Origin of the sequence: Kordiimonas laminariae, assembly GCF_023008165.1 — a bacterium.
Lineage (GTDB): Bacteria > Pseudomonadota > Alphaproteobacteria > Sphingomonadales > Kordiimonadaceae > Kordiimonas > Kordiimonas laminariae.
Genome location: NZ_JAKQZA010000006.1, coordinates 126,870 through 145,844 on the forward strand (window position 1 = coordinate 126,870; position 18,975 = coordinate 145,844).

Annotated in this window: 18 protein-coding genes; 12 read left to right on the forward strand and 6 right to left on the reverse strand. The window is 45.4% G+C overall.

Annotated elements, in window-relative coordinates; all coding sequences use genetic code 11:
• The first annotated feature begins 137 nt into the window (after positions 1–137).
• The 7 genes from MF542_RS13595 to MF542_RS13625 all read left to right on the forward strand — a co-directional run bounded on the left by MF542_RS13595 (position 138) and on the right by MF542_RS13625 (position 7,007).
• Positions 138–965 (forward strand): flagellin, encoded by an 828-nt coding sequence (locus MF542_RS13595; RefSeq protein ID WP_247020377.1) that lies wholly within the window; start codon positions 138–140, stop codon positions 963–965.
• Positions 966–1,240: 275 nt separating this feature from the next.
• On the forward strand, positions 1,241–2,068 hold the full coding sequence (locus MF542_RS13600) for a flagellin (protein WP_247020379.1): 828 nt from the start codon (positions 1,241–1,243) through the stop codon (positions 2,066–2,068).
• Between the two features lie 269 nt (positions 2,069–2,337).
• Positions 2,338–3,165 carry a flagellin gene (locus MF542_RS13605; RefSeq protein WP_247020381.1) on the forward strand — a complete coding sequence of 276 codons (828 nt, stop codon included), beginning with the start codon at positions 2,338–2,340 and terminating at the stop codon, positions 3,163–3,165.
• A 283-nt stretch (positions 3,166–3,448) separates the two neighbouring features.
• Entirely contained in the window at positions 3,449–4,276 is an 828-nt protein-coding gene (locus tag MF542_RS13610) for a flagellin (protein ID WP_247020383.1), read from the forward strand.
• Between the two features lie 111 nt (positions 4,277–4,387).
• Positions 4,388–4,795, forward strand: a complete 408-nt coding sequence (locus MF542_RS13615; protein WP_247020385.1) for a flagellar protein FlaG — start codon at positions 4,388–4,390, stop codon at positions 4,793–4,795.
• 190 nt (positions 4,796–4,985) lie between these two features.
• The gene (locus tag MF542_RS13620; protein WP_247020387.1) at positions 4,986–5,831 is read left to right on the forward strand and encodes an AAA family ATPase; all 846 of its coding nucleotides are present in this window, start codon (positions 4,986–4,988) and stop codon (positions 5,829–5,831) included.
• A gap of 3 nt (positions 5,832–5,834) precedes the next feature.
• Positions 5,835–7,007: a vWA domain-containing protein gene (locus MF542_RS13625; RefSeq protein WP_247020389.1), complete on the forward strand. Its 1,173-nt coding sequence runs from the start codon at positions 5,835–5,837 to the stop codon at positions 7,005–7,007.
• Between the two features lie 53 nt (positions 7,008–7,060).
• Here the strand turns inward: MF542_RS13625 and MF542_RS13630 are convergent, their stop codons facing one another.
• A complete protein-coding gene (locus MF542_RS13630) occupies positions 7,061–7,540 on the reverse strand; it encodes a hypothetical protein (RefSeq protein WP_247020391.1) in 480 nt (159 codons plus the stop codon).
• A 298-nt stretch (positions 7,541–7,838) separates the two neighbouring features.
• Between MF542_RS13630 and MF542_RS13635 the strand changes: the two genes are divergently transcribed.
• On the forward strand, positions 7,839–9,332 hold the full coding sequence (locus MF542_RS13635) for an alkaline phosphatase (RefSeq protein ID WP_247020394.1): 1,494 nt from the start codon (positions 7,839–7,841) through the stop codon (positions 9,330–9,332).
• 63 nt (positions 9,333–9,395) lie between these two features.
• Here MF542_RS13635 and MF542_RS13640 read toward each other — a convergent pair whose 3' ends face one another.
• From MF542_RS13640 to MF542_RS13655, 4 genes are all read right to left on the reverse strand, one after another.
• On the reverse strand, positions 9,396–9,836 hold the full coding sequence (locus MF542_RS13640) for a TonB C-terminal domain-containing protein (RefSeq protein ID WP_247020395.1): 441 nt from the start codon (positions 9,834–9,836) through the stop codon (positions 9,396–9,398).
• Between the two features lie 200 nt (positions 9,837–10,036).
• Positions 10,037–10,546, reverse strand: coding sequence for a hypothetical protein (locus tag MF542_RS13645; protein ID WP_247020397.1), 510 nt, complete (start codon positions 10,544–10,546; stop codon positions 10,037–10,039).
• A complete protein-coding gene (locus MF542_RS13650) occupies positions 10,539–11,093 on the reverse strand; it encodes a response regulator (protein ID WP_247020399.1) in 555 nt (184 codons plus the stop codon). The genes MF542_RS13645 and MF542_RS13650 overlap by 8 nt, the downstream gene beginning before the upstream one ends.
• Before the next feature lie 93 nt (positions 11,094–11,186).
• Positions 11,187–11,558, reverse strand: coding sequence for an Hpt domain-containing protein (locus MF542_RS13655; protein WP_247020401.1), 372 nt, complete (start codon positions 11,556–11,558; stop codon positions 11,187–11,189).
• A 403-nt stretch (positions 11,559–11,961) separates the two neighbouring features.
• Here MF542_RS13655 and MF542_RS13660 point away from each other — a divergent pair, with 403 nt between their 5' ends.
• The 4 genes from MF542_RS13660 to MF542_RS13675 are packed head-to-tail and all read left to right on the forward strand — an operon-like array spanning position 11,962 to position 17,768.
• Positions 11,962–14,727, forward strand: coding sequence for a hypothetical protein (locus MF542_RS13660; RefSeq protein WP_247020403.1), 2,766 nt, complete (start codon positions 11,962–11,964; stop codon positions 14,725–14,727).
• A gap of 32 nt (positions 14,728–14,759) precedes the next feature.
• Positions 14,760–15,839, forward strand: a complete 1,080-nt coding sequence (locus MF542_RS13665; protein WP_247020405.1) for a TRAP transporter substrate-binding protein — start codon at positions 14,760–14,762, stop codon at positions 15,837–15,839.
• Between the two features lie 4 nt (positions 15,840–15,843).
• Entirely contained in the window at positions 15,844–16,407 is a 564-nt protein-coding gene (locus MF542_RS13670) for a TRAP transporter small permease subunit (RefSeq protein ID WP_247020407.1), read from the forward strand.
• Positions 16,407–17,768 carry a TRAP transporter large permease gene (locus tag MF542_RS13675; protein WP_247020409.1) on the forward strand — a complete coding sequence of 454 codons (1,362 nt, stop codon included), beginning with the start codon at positions 16,407–16,409 and terminating at the stop codon, positions 17,766–17,768. The genes MF542_RS13670 and MF542_RS13675 overlap by 1 nt, the downstream gene beginning before the upstream one ends.
• Positions 17,769–17,815: 47 nt before the next feature.
• Here MF542_RS13675 and spbR read toward each other — a convergent pair whose 3' ends face one another.
• A complete protein-coding gene (gene spbR / locus MF542_RS13680; protein ID WP_247020411.1) occupies positions 17,816–18,934 on the reverse strand; it encodes a SpbR family protein in 1,119 nt (372 codons plus the stop codon).
• Positions 18,935–18,975: the final 41 nt, after the last annotated feature.

Sequence of the window (18,975 nt, forward strand, 5' to 3'; positions counted from 1 at the left end):
TTTTTCATTTAAAATCAACTAGATAAATAACAATCACTCGCCTTCATAAACGGCCTGATAATTGCATGTCATCTTCCTGAGGTGAAACCTCACCAGCAAAATGCTGGAAATTCATAATCTCAGAATGGAGATAAAAAATGGCGTTTTCTGTAAACACCAATGCAGGTGCATTTGCCGCCCTGCAAAATTTGAATCAGACTCAATCAGAGCTGAGAACAACTCAAACACAGATTAATACCGGCCTTCGGGTAAGTTCTGCAAAAGATGATGCGGCGACTTTCGCTATTGCGCAAACACTGCGCGGTGAAGTTTCTGGTCTTCAGGCGGTATCTTCTTCCCTTGACCGTGCTCAGTCCACTCTGGACGTTGCGATTGCGGCTGGCGAAGCAGTATCTGATCTGTTGATTGAACTGAAAGAAAAAGCAGTTGCAGCAAAAGACAGTGGCCTAGACACTGCAAGCCGTAACTCTTTGAACGATGACTTCCAACAGCTTCGTGACCAAATTACATCAATTGTACAAAACGCTGAATTCAACGGCACAAATGTTGTTGAAAGCAGTGGTGACGCAGTTGTTGCAATTACAAACGACACAGGCAGTAACACTATTACGATTGCAGCGCAGGATCTTTCCCTGGGTGGTGCAAACGTAACAATTGGTGCTGCTCAGTCCATCGGAACTCAAGATGCAGCCTCTGTAGCAGTTGCTAACATCGAAAGCTCAATTCAAAATGTAAACACTGCTCTATCCGCACTGGGTTCAGGCTCAAGCCGGATTGAACTGCAGCAAACATTTGTAAATCAGCTTTCAGATGCGATTGAAGTTGGTATTGGTAACCTTGTTGATGCAGACCTTGCTGAAACAAGTGCTAACCTGCAATCACTTCAGGTACGACAGCAGCTGGGTCTTCAGGCGCTTTCGATCGCCAATCAGGCCCCATCGACAGTACTTGGTCTATTCAGGTAATCCAATTTAAATTAAGCAACATTAGTAAAGGCCCCACGGGGCCTTTTTCTATGGAAAAAATTTCCCCTCGCCTAGGCAATTATTGCACGAATAGGTATTTTTTTCCTACATGGTTTTTACCTAAAGTTTTAACAAAAATATACATAAATAATTGAAATTAAACGATTTCATACCATAATTTAAAGTTGGCACAACAAATGCTGTATTGTTTTCGAAGCAAAAGGCTTCCCCCGGCAAAAAGCTAGGGCAACATATTCTCAGAATGGAGATACAAAATGGCGTTTTCCGTAAACACCAATGCAGGTGCGTTTGCTGCCCTGCAAAACCTTAATCAGACTCAATCAGAGCTGACAACTACTCAAACTCAAATTAATACTGGTCTTCGCGTAAGTTCTGCAAAAGATGATGCTGCAACATTCGCTATTGCACAAACTCTGCGTGGCGAAGTTTCTGGCCTTCAAGCTGTTTCCTCCTCTCTAGATCGTGCTCAATCATCTCTTGATGTTGCAATTGCAGCTGGTGAAGCCGTGTCTGATCTTCTTATTGAACTTAAAGAGAAAGCGGTTGCAGCTAAAGATAATGGCCTTGATACAGCAAGCCGTACGTCACTGAACGATGACTTCCAACAGCTTCGTGACCAAATTACATCAATTGTACAGAACGCTGAATTTAACGGTACGAATGCCGTAGAAAGCAGCGGCGATGCAATTGTTGCGATTACCAACGATACAGGCAGTAACACAATTACTATTGCAGCCCAGGATCTTTCACTCGGCGGTGCAAACGTAACAATTGGTACAGCACAAACAATTGGTACTCAGGACGCTGCTTCCGTGGCGGTTGCCAACATCGAAAGCTCTATTCAGAATGTAAACACTGCACTTTCTGCTCTTGGTTCCGGTGCAAACCGCGTTGAACTTCAGCAGAACTTTGTGAATCAGCTTTCTGACTCCATTGAAGTTGGTATTGGTAACCTAGTTGATGCCGATCTTGCTGAAACAAGTGCGAACCTGCAGTCGCTTCAGGTACGGCAGCAGCTTGGTCTTCAGGCACTTTCGATTGCCAACCAGGCCCCTCAGTCAGTACTATCGCTCTTCCGATAGTCGCCAGAATCTAATTTAGCCAAAGGCCCTTCGGGGCCTTTTAATTACAGAAACAATCTACTTGCATGAGCCAGCTAAGCCGCCTTTCGCCATAGCTTCTTTTCTCACACCTAAGAATAGGTTGAAGAAAAGAAAAATCGCAGAAAAGCTGAAGTTTTTTAGATGTTTTTATGTACACATCAGTAGATTATCTGTATAGTCAAAGATGAAGCAAAAGGCTTCCCCCGGCAAAAAGCTAGGGCAACATATTCTCAGAATGGAGATACAAAATGGCGTTTTCAGTAAACACCAATGCAGGTGCATTTGCCGCCCTGCAAAACCTTAATCAGACTCAATCAGAGCTGACAACTACTCAAACTCAAATTAACACTGGTCTGCGCGTAAGTTCTGCAAAAGATGATGCTGCAACATTCGCTATTGCACAAACACTACGGGGTGAAGTTTCTGGCCTTCAAGCTGTTTCCTCCTCTCTAGATCGTGCTCAATCGTCTCTTGATGTTGCGATTGCTGCTGGTGAAGCCGTATCTGATCTTCTTATCGAACTTAAAGAGAAAGCCGTTGCGGCTAAAGATAACGGCCTTGACGACGCAAGCCGTACATCTTTGAACGACGATTTTGAGCAGCTTCGTGATCAGATTACATCTATCGTTCAGAACGCTGAATTTAACGGCACAAATGCCGTTCAAAACGGCGGTGATGCAATTATTGCCATTACAAACGATACAGGCAGTAATACAATTACAATTGCTGCGCAGGACCTGTCCCTAACAGGTACAAACGTAGCAATTTCTGCAACACAGGACATTTCTACTCAAGATCTAGCTTCTGCAGCAGTTGCTGATATTGAAACTTCTATTGAAAATGTAAACACAGCTCTTTCTGCTCTTGGTTCTGGTGCAAACCGCGTTGAACTTCAGCAGAATTTTGTGAACTCACTTTCTGATTCAATTGAAGTTGGCATTGGTAACCTCGTTGATGCAGACCTAGCTGAAACAAGTGCGAACCTGCAGTCACTTCAGGTACGTCAGCAGCTTGGTCTACAGGCGCTTTCAATTGCCAACCAGGCTCCACAGTCGGTGCTATCACTCTTCCGATAGAAAGCAATTAACCAAAATATTCGAGAGCCTTTCGAGGCTCTCTTTTTAGGAATCTTTTTCCTACCTATCGCACTTAGTAGGCAACTATGTGCGCATACGGCAACTATTGCCTAGTTTTGTTTCAGACGAAAAAATTGGAAAACATCAATTAAACTATAAGATTCAACGCCTTATTTCCCGACATTTTAATAAGCATTCTGGCTCATCTTTTGCATAGTATTAGATGGACAAAAAGTCCTGCAGGCAAAATGCCTGACATAATACTCCAAAAAGGAGAAGCAAAATGGCTTTTTCGGTAAATACCAATGCAGGTGCCTTTGCTGCCCTGCAAAACTTGAATCAGACTTCGTCTGAGCTGACAACAACCCAAAACCGGATTAACACCGGCTTACGGGTCAGCTCTTCAAAGGATGATGCAGCGACCTTTGCTATCGCGCAAACACTGCGTGGTGAAGTAGCTGGACTTTCTGCGGTATCTGCCTCGCTCGATCGTGCTCAATCTACCTTGGATGTAGCAATCGCGGCTGGTGAAGCAGTATCTGACCTCCTAATCGAACTCAAAGAAAAAGCGGTTGCTGCGAAAGACTCTGGTCTTGATACAGCGAGCCGTAGTTCTTTGAATGATGATTTCGAGCAACTCCGTGACCAAATTACATCCATCGTACAAAATGCCGAGTTTAACGGTACAAACGCTGTAGAAAACAATGGCGACGCGATTGTTGCAATTACAAGCGACGATGGCAGTAATACGATTACGGTTGCTGCTCAAAACTTGTCACTATCAGGTTCCAATGTTGCACTGTCAGCATCGCAAGATATTTCTACACAAGCGCTTGCATCTGCTGCTGTAACTGACATTGAAAACTCAATCGCAAACGTTAACACTTCACTTTCTTCGCTTGGTTCCGGTGCGGCTCGTATCGAACTCCAAAAAGAGTTTGTGAATCAACTATCGGACACCATTGAAGTTGGTATCGGTAATCTGGTGGATGCTGACCTCGCCAGCGAGTCTGCAAACCTCCAGGCTTTACAGGTACGTCAACAGCTTGGCCTCCAGGCTCTGTCGATCGCCAATCAGGCGCCTTCAACGGTTCTCGGTCTATTCCGATAGAACTATTGAGATTATGGTTGAACCGGTTCGCCGGTTCGCCGCTCAAGGAGTTATCAGTTAAATAAACGATGGAGATTGAAGCGAAAGGGAATTTCGCACGGAGTAAGAACAATGGCAGAGATTAGCAACATAAATGCAAGAGTTCAGGTTCCTGAACCTAGACAGACAAACACTCCCAGGGTTACCCCTCCGGAGGGCAATAGCTCTGTACTTGCAGCAGATCAGGCACCTTCGACCAACGAAGTAACAGCAAACACTATTGTGAGTGTTGACTTCACTGGTGAACAAGGAAGCCCTCTCGAACAAGCGGCTCGAGCGATTGAAGAAATTATTCCAGAGGAACAGACCACTAACACTCGTCTACGCATTGACAGAGACGAAGAGACTGGCCGTTTTATCTATAAAAACATCGACACCGACACAGGTGAAGTTGTTAGCCAGTTTCCGTTAGAATCTATCCTGGAAATTGTTTCTCAATTTAGAGAGCCTGAGGGATTGATCTTAGACGACGAAGCTTAGCACCGCACAGAACTAGTGCTAAGCTTATATGAAATTGCCGTGACCGGTTATGACCTAAGCATCTGCTTTGGTTATACGGTCTTTTTGTGTTTGTATAATATATCACAAGCGATTTTATAGGTTGGACTTTATGCCCCTCTGCACTATCTCATCTTTCTAATTAAAGTTTGTTTAACAGGAGATACGTCCGATGAAATTTACGGGCACTGATCAGTATGTCGCTACCGAAGACCTGAAAGTAGCTGTGAATGCTGCTGCTACACTGCGCCGTCCGCTGCTTATCAAAGGTGAACCAGGAACAGGTAAAACAGTGCTTGCAAATGAAGTTGCAGAAGCTTTTGGTATGGAACTGATTGAATGGCATATCAAATCCACTACCAAAGCCCAGCAAGGCCTTTATGAATATGACGCAGTTTCTCGACTACGAGATAGCCAACTTGGTGATGAAAAAGTAAAAGATATCAAAAATTACATTAAAAAAGGCAAACTCTGGGAAGCATTTGAGCGTGACAAAACGCCTGTACTGCTAATTGATGAAATTGATAAAGCAGATATTGAATTCCCGAATGATCTTCTTCTTGAGCTAGATCGCATGGAATTCCACGTTTATGAAACTGGTGAAACCATCAAGGCGAAAAACCGCCCTATTGTGATCATCACGTCAAACAATGAAAAAGAGCTGCCTGACGCTTTTCTGCGCCGCTGTTTCTTCCACTTCATCAAATTCCCCGAGCCTGAGACCATGAAAGATATCATTCAGGTGCACTATCCTGATATCCAACAGGCTCTTGTTAAAGAAGCGCTCGGTGTTTTCTTTGACCTTAGAGAAGTTCCTGGCCTCAAGAAAAAGCCTTCAACAAGTGAACTCCTTGATTGGCTAAAACTGCTAATGGCAGAAGAGCTCCCGCTTGAAGTCCTTAAATCTAAAGATCCGAATAAATTAATCCCACCACTTCACGGTGCACTGCTGAAAAACGAGCAGGATGTTCACCTGTTTGAGCGTCTAGCGTTCATGAACCGCCGTCAAAACGGATAAAGCATGTTTGTTAAGTTCTTCTATGCACTCAAAGAAAGCGGGCTGCCTGTCAGTATCAAGGAATATCTTACCTTGATGGAAGCCTTAAAGGCAGGCTGCTCAAACTACAGTGTGGATGACTTCTATTATCTTTCCCGATCGGTTTTTGTAAAAGACGAAACCAAGCTGGATAAATTTGATCGTGTCTTTGGTAAAACCTTCGAAGGTATTGAATTTATTGCCGATGATGAAACTGCTGAAATCCCAGAAGAATGGCTCAAAAAGATGGCTGAGCTATACCTGACACCGGAAGAGATGGAAGAAATTCAATCTCTTGGTGATTGGGATGAAATTATGGAAACCCTCAAGAAACGACTTGAGGAGCAGGAAAAACGCCATCAAGGCGGTAACAAGTGGATTGGTACTGCGGGCAAAAGTCCCTTTGGTGCTTACGGCTATAACCCTGAAGGCGTTCGTATTGGCCAAAAAGAAGGTCGGCACGGTAGAGCGTTCAAGGTTTGGGATAAACGAGAATACAAGAACCTCGATGACAGCGTTGAACTAGGTACAAGAAATATCAAGGTAGCTCTCAAAAAACTACGGCAGTTTGCAAGACAGGGCGAAGCCAGCGAGCTTGATCTAGACGGGACTATCAGATCCACAGCTCATAATGGTTTTCTGGATATCAAAATGGTTCCAGAACGCCATAACGCCGTTAAGGTTCTTATCTTTTTTGATGTTGGTGGCTCAATGGACCCATACATCAAACTATGTGAAGAATTATTTTCAGCTGCTCGTACAGAGTTTAAGCATCTTGAGTTCTTTTATTTCCATAACTGCCTATATGAGCGGGTATGGAAAGATAATGTTCGCAGGCACAATGAAACCACTCCAACCATGGATGTTCTACATAAATACCCACATGACTATAAGATCATATTCGTGGGTGATGCATCTATGAGCCCTTACGAGATCACCTACCCTGGCGGTTCCGTTGAGCATTGGAATGAAGAAGCGGGCGATGTCTGGATGAAACGGGTTACCAATATTTATCAAAAAGCTGTGTGGTTAAACCCAGTACCTGAAGAACACTGGCAATACAGCCAATCCATTCAACTACTTAAAGAATTGATGGATAACCGTATGTACCCACTGAACTTAGGCGGCATTGACCAGGCAGTGAAAGCTCTCAGATAAAAAAAGAGAGGCATTTAGCCTCTCTTTTCTTTGAAACTAATCTATCTGAGGTATTAGTTGATATTTTGCGCAACCACGCGAACTGTATCTGAATTCTGTGCAATTTGTTGGCTAGTTACGTAGCCCTGGCGAAGGAATTTTTCAGCCTGTTCATCAGATGTTGCATAGCTTAACTGTAGAACAAACGTCAGCTTATCCTGATTATATGATGCAGGAAGATCCGGGAAATCTACTTTTCTCAAGACTTTTCTGGCCGCAGCACGAATTCCCATGTCACTTGGCTTTCTTACTCTGATTGCATCAACAACATCGCCGTCGCGGTCGATTGTTACCTGATAGAGAGCAAGGCCAGCGCCTGAGCCTGTAGCCGAATAAAGAGTCGGCGCATTCATTACTGTATTCACAGCTTCACCAGCTTCTTGCGCCCAATCTTTAAGCCCGTTCGAACCGCTATCACCTGCCTGCGCTGCCACTGCAGCAAAAGGTAGTGAACAAGCCAGTGCCAATTTCAAAAATGTCTTATTCGATTTCATAGTGTTTCTCCTCGCTATCATAGCCACTTGTATCTGTCGTAATTTATTTTAAGTGCAGTTTTCTGCTGTATTGAACATAATCACTCAGATAAGGATTTTAAGGGCCAATGCGACGAATGGGTGGAAATTCAGGCTGTATAGATAAACCCTAAACGTGCGTTTATAACGATATGGTCAAAAACGAAACAAGACCTTCACAAAAGCCCCTTAGAAGAAGCGTGAACAAGCTTATTGCAGGCACTCTCAAGCTGTGCCATAGGTCTAAATTAAACAATAAAGAGTATAGAGGGGAGCAATCATGCGCGTTAAATCGCTTCTTATAGCATCAGCTTTATCAAGCAGCCTGCTAATCACGCCTGCATCAATAGCACAGGAAGTAACTAAAGATCATATTGGGACTACTCAATCCTGGCTTGAGCAAGGGGAAAAAGCAATCGCTGACCGTCTCGCCCAAAAACCAAACACAAACCGTGCTAAAAATGTTATTCTGTTTGTAGGTGATGGCATGGGTATTTCCACACTCACTGCCGGTCGTATTCTGGAAGGTCAATTGAACGGACAACCAGGCGAGGAAAACTATCTAAGCTTTGAACGCTTCCCGAACACCGCCCTCGTAAAAACATATAATGTAAATGCTCAGGTAGCAGATTCAGCTGGGACAGCCTCCGCACTGAATACCGGCACCAAAACCGAAATTGGTGTCATTAACACCGCTCCCAATCACCCAAATGGTATCTGCAAAGGCATGGAAAAAGATGCCCCTAAAACGCTGGCTTACCTCGCCGAACAAGCTGGTATGAGTACAGGGATTGTCAGCACAGCACGCCTCACACACGCAACACCGGCTGCCGTTTTCGCTATTAGCCCAAGCCGGGGCTGGGAAAATGATACTGAACTTACCGAAGAAGCCATTCAGAACAAATGCACAGACATCGCGAGCCAGATTACGACAGACCTAGACGGTAACGGCCTTGAAGTAGCCCTTGGTGGAGGCGCCCGGAATTTCCTTCCTTCTTCAGAAGGAGGTAAACGTGAAGATGGCCGCAATATAGTTACAGAATGGCAAAATAAATTCGAAAAATCAGCGTATGTAACAAACCGAGCGGAACTTCAGGCAACAGATATTTCTGGCACCGACCATCTTTTCGGTTTGTTCAGCAGCTCACACATGTCTTTCACTCTTGAAGAAGCTCAGGATGAGCCAACTTTGGCAGAAATGACAGAAACAGCCATTAAAATGCTATCCAAGAATGACAATGGTTATTATCTCATGATTGAAGCAGGTCGCATTGACCACGGTCATCATGGCGGTAATGCCAACGCAGCGCTGAATGACACTGTTGCTCTTTCATCAGCTGTAAAAAAAGCGTTGGAACTTGTAGATACAGAAGAAACGCTCATTCTGGTAACTGCTGATCACAGCCACACATTTACCATGGCGGGTTACCCAAAGCGGGGTAATCCTATACTCGGACTGGTGTCTGGCCCTGGTCAGGAGGACGGTGAATATACGATGGCTAAGGATGGTAAGCCATACACAACAGTTGGATACCAAAATGGCCCCGGAGCTATTGAGGGCGAACGTGCGCATCTTACAAATGAAGATACGCATCACCCTGAGTTTCAGCAGCAAGCCGCAATTCCTCTTTGGTCAGAGACCCATGGTGGGGAAGATGTCGCTCTTTTTGGAATAGGCCCTTGGTCCCATCTGGTAAAAGGTACAATGGAGCAGAACGTAGTATTCCATATTATGAACCATGCACTAGGTCTGAAAGATCGTACTCAAAATTAGAAACGAAAAAGCCCTGCTTTTAGCGGGGCTTTCCATTGCAACCATTAACTCAAAACGAAAATCTTAGTTTACTGATCCAAGCTGGCTCTTAAGTGTTGTCAGAACTGCACCAGCACCAACAGCCCCTTCTCTATCTGCGGAATAAATCAACGCTAGAGAGAAAGTCATTTGATCAGCTTTATAGCTCTCCGGTAAAGCAGGATAATCTGTAGAAGCTACCAAATTAGTTGCAACGGCATTTAGCTCCTGCTCTTCAGATTTCCCTTTTTGCACATATGAAACCAGATCACCAGAACGGTCCACAGTGACGTTAAACTGAACAACGCTGCTTTTATCTACATCACTATCCAATCTTGATGGCAAAAGCGCAGATTGGACAATCACGTTAGCTTCTCGTGTCCATTCTTCCATTGTATCAGGTGTGTCTGCTGATGCAGTTTGAGACAGCACAGAAGCCGTCATCACAGCGGCTACTACCGGAATAGCCTTCCAATTCTTCTTCATTTTTCATCCTCATTGTCGCTGCCTTATGTGACTATTATTTTTTATGTCACGGCTATCTTTAGAATGTAGATATAAGAAGGATTTTATGAATTAAAACGGTCAGCCGTAGAAATTTTGCGACCAAAAGATAAACTTCCAAACTTTAGTTTGGAAAAACAAGTCAATCCTCATCAATTGAGGCTTGTTTTTGCTGCGGAGCTCTATGCAGTCTGCTGATACTGCTCAATAGCTTCATTAAGGCTGTCGGTTAACTTCTTACCAATTTCACCACCATCACCACTTACGCGACCTTTAATAACAGCTCGCATGGCATCTAGATGACTTTTCACCAATTCAATCTGGTTATCGGTAATCTCTCCTGAGCGCTTCACAGTAAAACCATAAAGACTATCAGCAAAAGAAGTAATAAGGGGGTATCCAAACGTACCGCCCTGCCCCTTCATATCATGTGCGATATGATTGATTTCTTCAAAACAGTCATGGCGCATTTCCGGGCTATCTACGCACCGGCCATGCTGTTCCTGCAATTTAACAACAAGACCAGACACCCAATCAGGGTAATCTTCAGACATCTTGGTAAGCGCCTGCTCGGCCGCTTCCAATGCTTCTCTCGATATGCCTGTGTTACCAGGAGCCAAACCCGCAGTTTTTTCCTTCAAGCGGTTTTGAAAACGATAAAAACGTACAATAACTGGTTTATTACTAGCCACGGATAATCTCCACGCCTTCGCTCTTATCTTTCAACACACGCCGTTCAACCCCACCAGGAACATCGCCCTTCATTCGCCGACGATCGGGCCCGAAATAATCCTTTGTATGAACAAACTGCCTTGGCCGCTCAATAATCGATATAAGCTTTTCACCAATACCGTTAATTGTGAAAGGCTTTGCGAGCATTTCAGTAACGCCCATTTCCCGCGCCTGAAGTACACGTTCAGGCTCAGTATAACTGGTAATCATTACAAATGGAGTAAACCTATCAGGGCTATCTTTGTGACGGCGCACCCAGCGAAGAAACATCATGCCGTCAATCGGGTGCATATCCCAATTAGAGATGATCAAATCAATCTGCTGAACACCAATTTTCATTGGTTCATTTTTCACGCGCTGGAGGAAATGAATAGCATCGCCACCATGTTCAACGGCGAATACATTACCAACACCAAGTACTTTCAGTGAATTCACCAACAAAGACCGAATAAAAGGACTGTCTTCTGCAAGAAGAACATTCACTCGGTCAAAATCATAGTCGCTCATATACCCATCGCCCTGCTATAATAGGCTAATTCTATTAGATTATTGAAACTACTACCTTAAAGCAGGCTATAGCGTCAAACATTACGGTTGATTTTATATAAGTAATCCGTCTTCATCTTTGGGAAGTTCCGCGATATAGGCGAGCAATTCTTCCATCCGTACATTCAAACTAGCACATACGCCGCTAGAGATTTCTTCTGTTAGCATACTGTTTTCCATAAGTTCCGCACGTTCTGATGCTCTTGCGAGGCGCCATGCCCCAATACCTCTTGCGGCTCCTTTAAGTTTATGAGCAAGCGCTGACCAGTCATCAACAGAAGCTTGTGACAATTCCACCAGATATCCTGGAGCATTCTGAACAAAAATATCCAAAACCTGTTTTTCAAAAAATGGGTCACCGCTGGTAAAGGCTTTCAGGTGGTCACGGTCGAAAACAACATCTTCATCCCAGTTAGATTCCTGCACTCTGCACACCTCGTTTTACCGCTTCCCGTCCTGTTTTCGTGAGCTTACAAACAAGCCAATTCGTTTTAACAGGGTTTCTACGCCATTCTTTACACCAACCATTTTTAAGGCAAGATCGAATCGTTTGTTTATTGATTCGTTGTCCGTCTCTATCAAACAAAGGGAGTTTCCCTCCGGGTTCATTTATACCCCGCAGTAAATATTGCAATTGCGTTGCACTTGGCTTTTTCCCAGAAACAGACGTCATCTCTCGCCTTTCTTTCCCGTAAATATAGCAAAACCCCATATTTTTGCCACAGGAATAGCTATTATCCTTCCTGTCATCATAAACTTGTGGTGCATTTCTCTGAAAATGTCGTAACAATTATGACAAGCATATGAATAAGGTGGCCAAGGGGGCGACATGTCTAAAGCTGAACTTGATTTTCCAGAAGTTACTGAATCTGAAGGCGATACTCAGCTACCTTCGAAACACAAAAGCGGGAAATCACAGAATATCCGCCGACTTGCTCCGGTAATAATTGCCACCTCACTTAGTGTTCTTTGGACTGCACTGGCTGTTTATTTCCTTTCCACATCAACAAATGCCTTTGAAGATACGTCGATCACCGCTCTAGCAGTCCTCATTGCAGGATACGCAACACCAATTGCAATCTTCTGGCTTGTTGCCTTAGCTTTCCAGCGTACAGACCCACTTCTTGAACGCCGTTTGGCCATGGCTCAAAACCTGGATAAAGCTCTATCCCCTGTTGAGATGGCAGAGCAGCGTATCAAGGCACTTAATAAAAACCTCAAAAAGGAACTTGAGAGCATAGATGCGGTTGCTGATTTAGCTGCAGATCGTATTCAAAATCTCGAAAACCGCTTTCAAGAACAAATCAGTAATCTCTTTACCGCTACAGCAGATACAGAAGCCCGAACAACCAGCATCCGGGATACCCTTGCCAGAGAACGGGATGCAATTGACAGCACTACCCAGAATGTTGAGGAGCGCTTCAACAAATTGGAAGAACTTGTCACAACCATAGCTGCAAGCCTTGATAATGCTGGTCATACTTTTGCCTCCACCGCGGACGGTGCAAAAGACCGTATGGACGAGAGCCTTGAAAACATTAGCGCCATGACGGAGAACTTCGAAAACCGTCTTGAAAAGGCAAGCAATACGGTTTCTGAAACGGCTGGTCTGGTTCGCGATATAGCAGAAAATGTTGAACTCAGGCTTCATACAGCGACGGAAAGCGCGCTCGCAGGTATGGAACGTTTCCGTCATGACGTAGAAGGCCTTGAAGGACGCTCAGCTGAACTTTCAGAACACATGAAAACTCAAGGCTCTGTTCTTCATGATCTTGCAGAACTGGCCGCAACAGAATCTGCAAAGATTGAAGAAAGCCTCCGCACACACGTGGGCGAAGTCCGCCTCGCTGCTACCGAAGCTCTGGAACGTACAAGCGACGTAAGCGATATGTTCTCTGACAAAGCCAAAGCAATGTCAGAACAAGTTATTGAAACGGTTGAGAATGCCAAACAGCTGCTTGAAGAAGCTGGTCAATCCCTTGAAGCGCACTGCCAATCTGCTCTTTCAACAAGCGAACGTGTAAACGAACAAACACTCGAGACTACAAAAGCGACGGGCGAAGCAGTGCTCGAACATGCCGCTAAAGCAGATGATATGCTGATGAACGGCCTGGAGCGTGCTAAAGCCGCTCTCGAAAATACAATATCCGCTATTTCCGAACACTCCAGTTCAGCAGTACAGGAAGCAGAAGATACCGCCACACGCACACTTCAACATATCAGACAGCTTCGCGCAGGTGTTGAAGAACAAATAGCCGAACTCGCACAGGCAAGCCGAAATGCATATGAACTTTCAAATGATGCCGCGGGCAAAATTTCTGAAAAAACTGCAGAACTAAGACAGGAATCTGAAGACACAGTTCAGGAGCTTACATCCGTACGTGCGCAAATGGATGTTCAAAGCGATCTTATCGGTGAAGTTCTCAATGAAACCCGCATGGAACTTGCCCGTCTTGAAGATGATCTTTCAAGTCAGCGTGACGCCTTAAGCAGCGCATCAAATGAAGCGGCTGAAAAGGTAATCGAAGCCGCAGAAAGATTTGCAACTAACAGCCTCAATCTTCAGAACACTGCTTCTGTTGTTGAAGAACAACTCAGCAGTAAATCGGGCGAACTTGTTTCGATGATTGACCGAGTGGGTGATACATCTGCGCAAACCTCTGAACGGTTAGAAAAAGCTGTTGGTGAACTAAATGAACAAACCACGGGTCTTCGTGAAGAATTAACTGATTCAGGTGGTGCACTTGGACAAGCCGCAGAAGCTTTTGCCGGTGAACGCCACCGCATCAAGGAAGAAACCGAGAGCGTTATCAGTGAACTGAACCGGGCTTCCGATAATATGGGCACGGAAGTAACGCGTTTTACTGACAGTTCTATGGAAGCCGCAAATCGCCTTGATGCTGCCAGCCAAGTATTGATGGACCAAACACAACGTGCACAAGATCAGATGCATAAATCTGTTGATGAAACTAGATCTGAACTCTCACAAACCATGGATGAGATAGGCAATAAAGCGACTGAGCGTATCACATACTTGCAGGAAGAGATGCAAGCCACCCTTGCCCGTGTTCTTTCTGAGTATCAGGAAACTGCTGATCAAGCAGAAAAAGAAAGTGCTCTACTGGCTATGCGTCTTGGCAATGAAGCAGAGAAAATCAACCAAACGACTGAGCAGTTTATCTCTAAAACTGAAGAGATTGAAAAACGTATCGCTTCGGCCACGAAGAATGACTTTGCGCGTACCTCTGCTCTCTTGATGGAAAGCCTTCAATCTAATTCAATCGAAATTAATAAAGCTCTGTCTGACGACCTCCCAGATACTGTTTGGGAGGATTATCTTGCCGGCGATAAATCTGTATTTATCCGCCGGACGCTTAAGGTTGGCAGTCGAAAGAGCCGCAAAATTATCGGTGAAAAATTTGCATCAGATCCAGAGTTCCGTGAAGCAGTCAGCCGCTACTGTCGGGATTTCGAAGGCATGATGGAACGAGCAATGATGGGCGACAAAGGCAGCGCCATGTCTGTCACTTTGATTTCAAGTGACATGGGCAAGCTCTATGTGCTTCTTGGGCAAGCACTGAAGAAATTTAGTTAAGATTACGCGGCGGGGGCCGCAAGGGGAGGAACATGGGTATCAAACGTTCACTGGCCACTGGTTTGGCCATTTCTGCCGTTATGTTGGTTGCAGCATGTGGTAGCAGCGAACAAGCGGCTGAAAAGGAAACACAGGAAAATAAACCTGTGAGCTGGCGCATGACCAGCACCTATCCTTCTACACTCCTGCAAATTGGCACCATGGGTAAAAAAATCACCGAAGAAGTAGATAAAATCTCTGGTGGGACCATGAAATTTGAATTTTTTGAACCCGGTGTTCTTGCCCCGCCCTTTGAAACGTTTGATGCTGTAAGTTACGGCGCTGTGGAAGCAGGTTGGTCTACCCCCGGCTACTGGGCAGGCAAAGAACCTGCACTTCAACTTTTTGCTTCTGTGCCCTTTGGCCCTTCTGCCCCAGAATATCTCGCATGGTTCGATTATGGTGGCGGTCGTGAACTGTTTGAAGAAATCTACCACAAGCACAACATCCACAGCATTATCTGCGGCATGACCCCGCCAGAAGCTTCAGGCTGGTTTAAAAAAGAAATGAAAACCATTGAAGACTTCAAAGGTCTGAAAATTCGTTTCTTTGGCTTGGGCGGTAAAGTCCTTCAGGAGGTAGGTGCTGCACCACAACTCATCGCAGGTGGAGAGATCTATCAAGCGCTCGAGTTAGGCACCATTGATGCTACTGAATATGCCATGCCTGCAGTTGATCTGAAGATGGGCTTCTATGAGGTAGCAAAACATTATTACTTCCCAGGCTGGCATCAGCAGTCCACCTTCTTCGAACTGATGATCAATCTGGACAAATGGAACAGCCTATCTGAAACACAGCAGTATCAGATTACCACAGCATGCGCCGCCAACGTACGGTACGGTGTTTCTGAAGGTGAAGCCTTGCAGCCTGACGCCATCGCCAAACTTGAAGCCGAAGGTGTGCAAATCCACACATGGCCACCAGAAATTCTAGCTGAGCTAAAAGCAGCCTGGGACAAGGTCTCCACTGAGCTTGCAGAAGACGATGAAAACTTTGCCCGAGCTTGGGAAAGCCTGCAAACCTTCCGAGCCAAATATAAAGGCTGGGCTGATCGTGGCTATTTGAAGGATTAAGTCTGTGCAGTTTCTGTTTTCGCTTTCAAAAAAGCTGGAAAGCATCAGCACAGCTGTGGGACGCCTATCCGTTTGGCTGATCCTTGTTTTGATGCTTGTTATCGTTACAGACGTAACTCTCCGCCACTGGTTTGTAATTGGCTCCACTAAATTGCAGGAGCTTGAATGGCATCTGCACGGTGCTTTGTTTCTTCTATGCCTAGGCTGGGCCTATACCAAAAACGCCCATGTGCGTATTGAGCTTCTTTCTGAAAAACTCAGCCCTAAAGCTGGCGCTGCAATAGAAGCTTTGGGCTGTCTCCTGTTCCTATTGCCGTATACTTTTGCCGTAATCAGTTTTGGTATCGATTATGTGAGCTACAGTATTGAATATAGTGAAGCTTCCGCCTCAGCCACCGGCCTGCCCAACCGCTGGATTATTAAATCCGTGATCATTGTTGGCTTTGGTTTTCTTGTAATTGCTGCTCTTGCACGTTTGCTGGAAAGTATTGTTTTCCTATTCGGGGATAAAACGCTCGCGGACCAAACATTCTTCGCAACCGATCATGTACAGAAGGGAGAAAGCTGATGGAAGCCTTCATCGAATTCTTACCCTTCTTGATGTTCCTGGTATTAATGCCGCTTCTGTTTTCAGGCTTTCCTGTAGCCTTTGTACTTGGTGGTGTTGGACTTGGTTTCTGGTTGCTGGCCGTGGCGCTCGGCATTGAAAATTCAAACAGCTTCTTCCTTGTGGTTAGCCGTATCTTTGGGGGTGTTGTCAGCAAATTGGTGCTCGTAGCCATCCCCATGTTCATCTTTATGGGAACCATGCTGGAGCGCAGTGGTGTTGCCAAAGACCTGCTCCATACGCTCCAATTGATGACAAGACGTGTGCCTGGCGGGCTTGCGCTTTCAGTAACTATCCTTGGCGTTATTCTCGCGGCAACAACAGGCATTATCGGTGCAAGCGTCGTGATGATGACCCTACTCGCGCTGCCAGTGATGCTGGAGCGCGGCTATCATTCACCACTGGCTACAGGTACTATTGCTGCATCAGGTACGCTTGGTATCCTTCTGCCACCATCTATTATGCTTGTGGTAATGGCAGACCTTTTGTCTACGTCAGCTGGTAGCCTCTTTATGGCGGCAATTGGCCCAAGCCTTCTACTCGCTCTGCTATATCTGCTCTATATTTTCATTACCACATGGCGTAATCCGTCACTGGCGCCGCCTCTTGAGATAACTGAAAATACAGAACAACTATCTATCATGATGGTGATCCGCAGCTTTGCTCCCCCCGTGCTGCTTATTGTTGCTGTGCTTGGTTCTATCTTCGGCGGTTTCGCGACCCCAACAGAAGCGAGCGGTGTGGGCGCCTTAGGTGCGCTTTTACTTGCTGCCTTCAAAGGCAAACTCAATATCAGCATGCTACAGGATGTTCTGGAACGTTCAGCACTCACAACTGCTATGCTGTTTGGGCTGTTTGTAGGGGCCACCGCCTTTTCATACGTATTTGCGCTCCTTGGCGGTCATGAAGCTATTATTCATTTAATGGAAAGCACTGGTACAGGACCATGGGCAATCCTCACTCTCTTGATGATTGTTGTATTTATCTTGGGCTTCTTCTTTGACTGGATCGAGATCACGCTTATCATTTTGCCGGTATTTGCCCCGGTAATTGCCAAGCTGGACTTTGGCGCGCATCTCTTTGATCCAAGCCTAACCGTACACTGGTTCGCAATCCTGATGGCAGTGAACCTGCAAACAAGCTTCCTTACGCCCCCATTTGGGTTTGCTCTGTTCTATATGAAAGGTGCAGCACCAAAAAGCGTGAAACTGGCACATATATACAAAGGCATTGTGCCGTTCGTGCTACTACAGCTTCTTGGGCTTGTACTCTTACTCATCTGGCCGGAAATTGCTTTGTGGCTGCCATCTGCCAGCAAATAAAAAAGAGCGCTAAAAGCGCTCTTTACAATCTATCTCTGCTAAGCAGCTTAACCAACGTGATTATCAGCTTGCACGCCGTGAAGCTTACCAATCAGATAATCAAGGTTATCTGTGTCAATTTCATCTTCCACCGCGGTTAGAACCCGTTCAATCATCAACTGTTTGAACATATCCTGATCATCACCAGCTGTTTCCAGCATCTCATCAAACAAATCAAGCGCTGAACGAGCTACCAACAATAACTGAGGCGGCATCTTTGCAGCCTCGAACAAACGTTGAAGCCCCATACCTCCCTTATCGTGTACAAGCTTATATGCATTCACCACTGGGATATTCACGCGCTTAGCAAGTGCAACTTCGAAGAAGGTGACATCCCCCATGACAAGCGCTCGCAGCATAAGTGTTGGCGTAAGGCGACCATTCGCATGAAGCTGGTCCACCAAAGCCTGTACGGTGTTTTCGTCACCGTCTAGTAGTGAAACTGTTGCTTTCTCTCGGCTTTCAAGAAGCAGATCACTTGCCATGCCGGGCGATACTTCATGGTGCGTAAGAATATGGTCTTTAAGTTGCTCTGATACGAGCGTAACCAAACGTTCAGCTACAGCAACTGGTAGTTCCTGACGGTTAGCCATTGGCCCCTGCACCAGTTCGCTATCCCCGTGTTTATCCAAGACTTTGCCAAAGGTAGCATCACTGATAGCTGCACTATCATTGCCCACAAGTGCCGCAACTGCTTCTTCGCTACCCTCTTCTGCAATAACATCAGATAAATTCTCTGAAACATCATCTCGGCCAGCAACTGCCTTCTGAACATCAGAGCCACGTGTTTTAACAAGCTCTATTAAATCGGCATCTGTAAGAACCACCGAGCTTTCAATCAGCGGCATCGCCACTTCATCAACATCTTTGGCAAGTGCACTCGCAACATCATGGGGAACTTCAGGGTTTTCTTTCAGGCTTTCAGATAAAGCCTGTCTTACCCTTACTTCCGCATCCTTAAGCATATGACGGAAAATACTTTCGGCAATTTCACGTTCTTTATCGGATAAGGAATCGGCACTAAAAGTGGAGGCAACTTTGGAAGCTGCGACAGCTCTGTTTTCGCCACTTGGATCCTGCAGAAGTTTTGCAACATCAGCACTAGATAGGGTTGTTTTCTCAGCCAAGGTAAAATCTCACAATTAGTCTCACCTTCCTACGCTAGGAG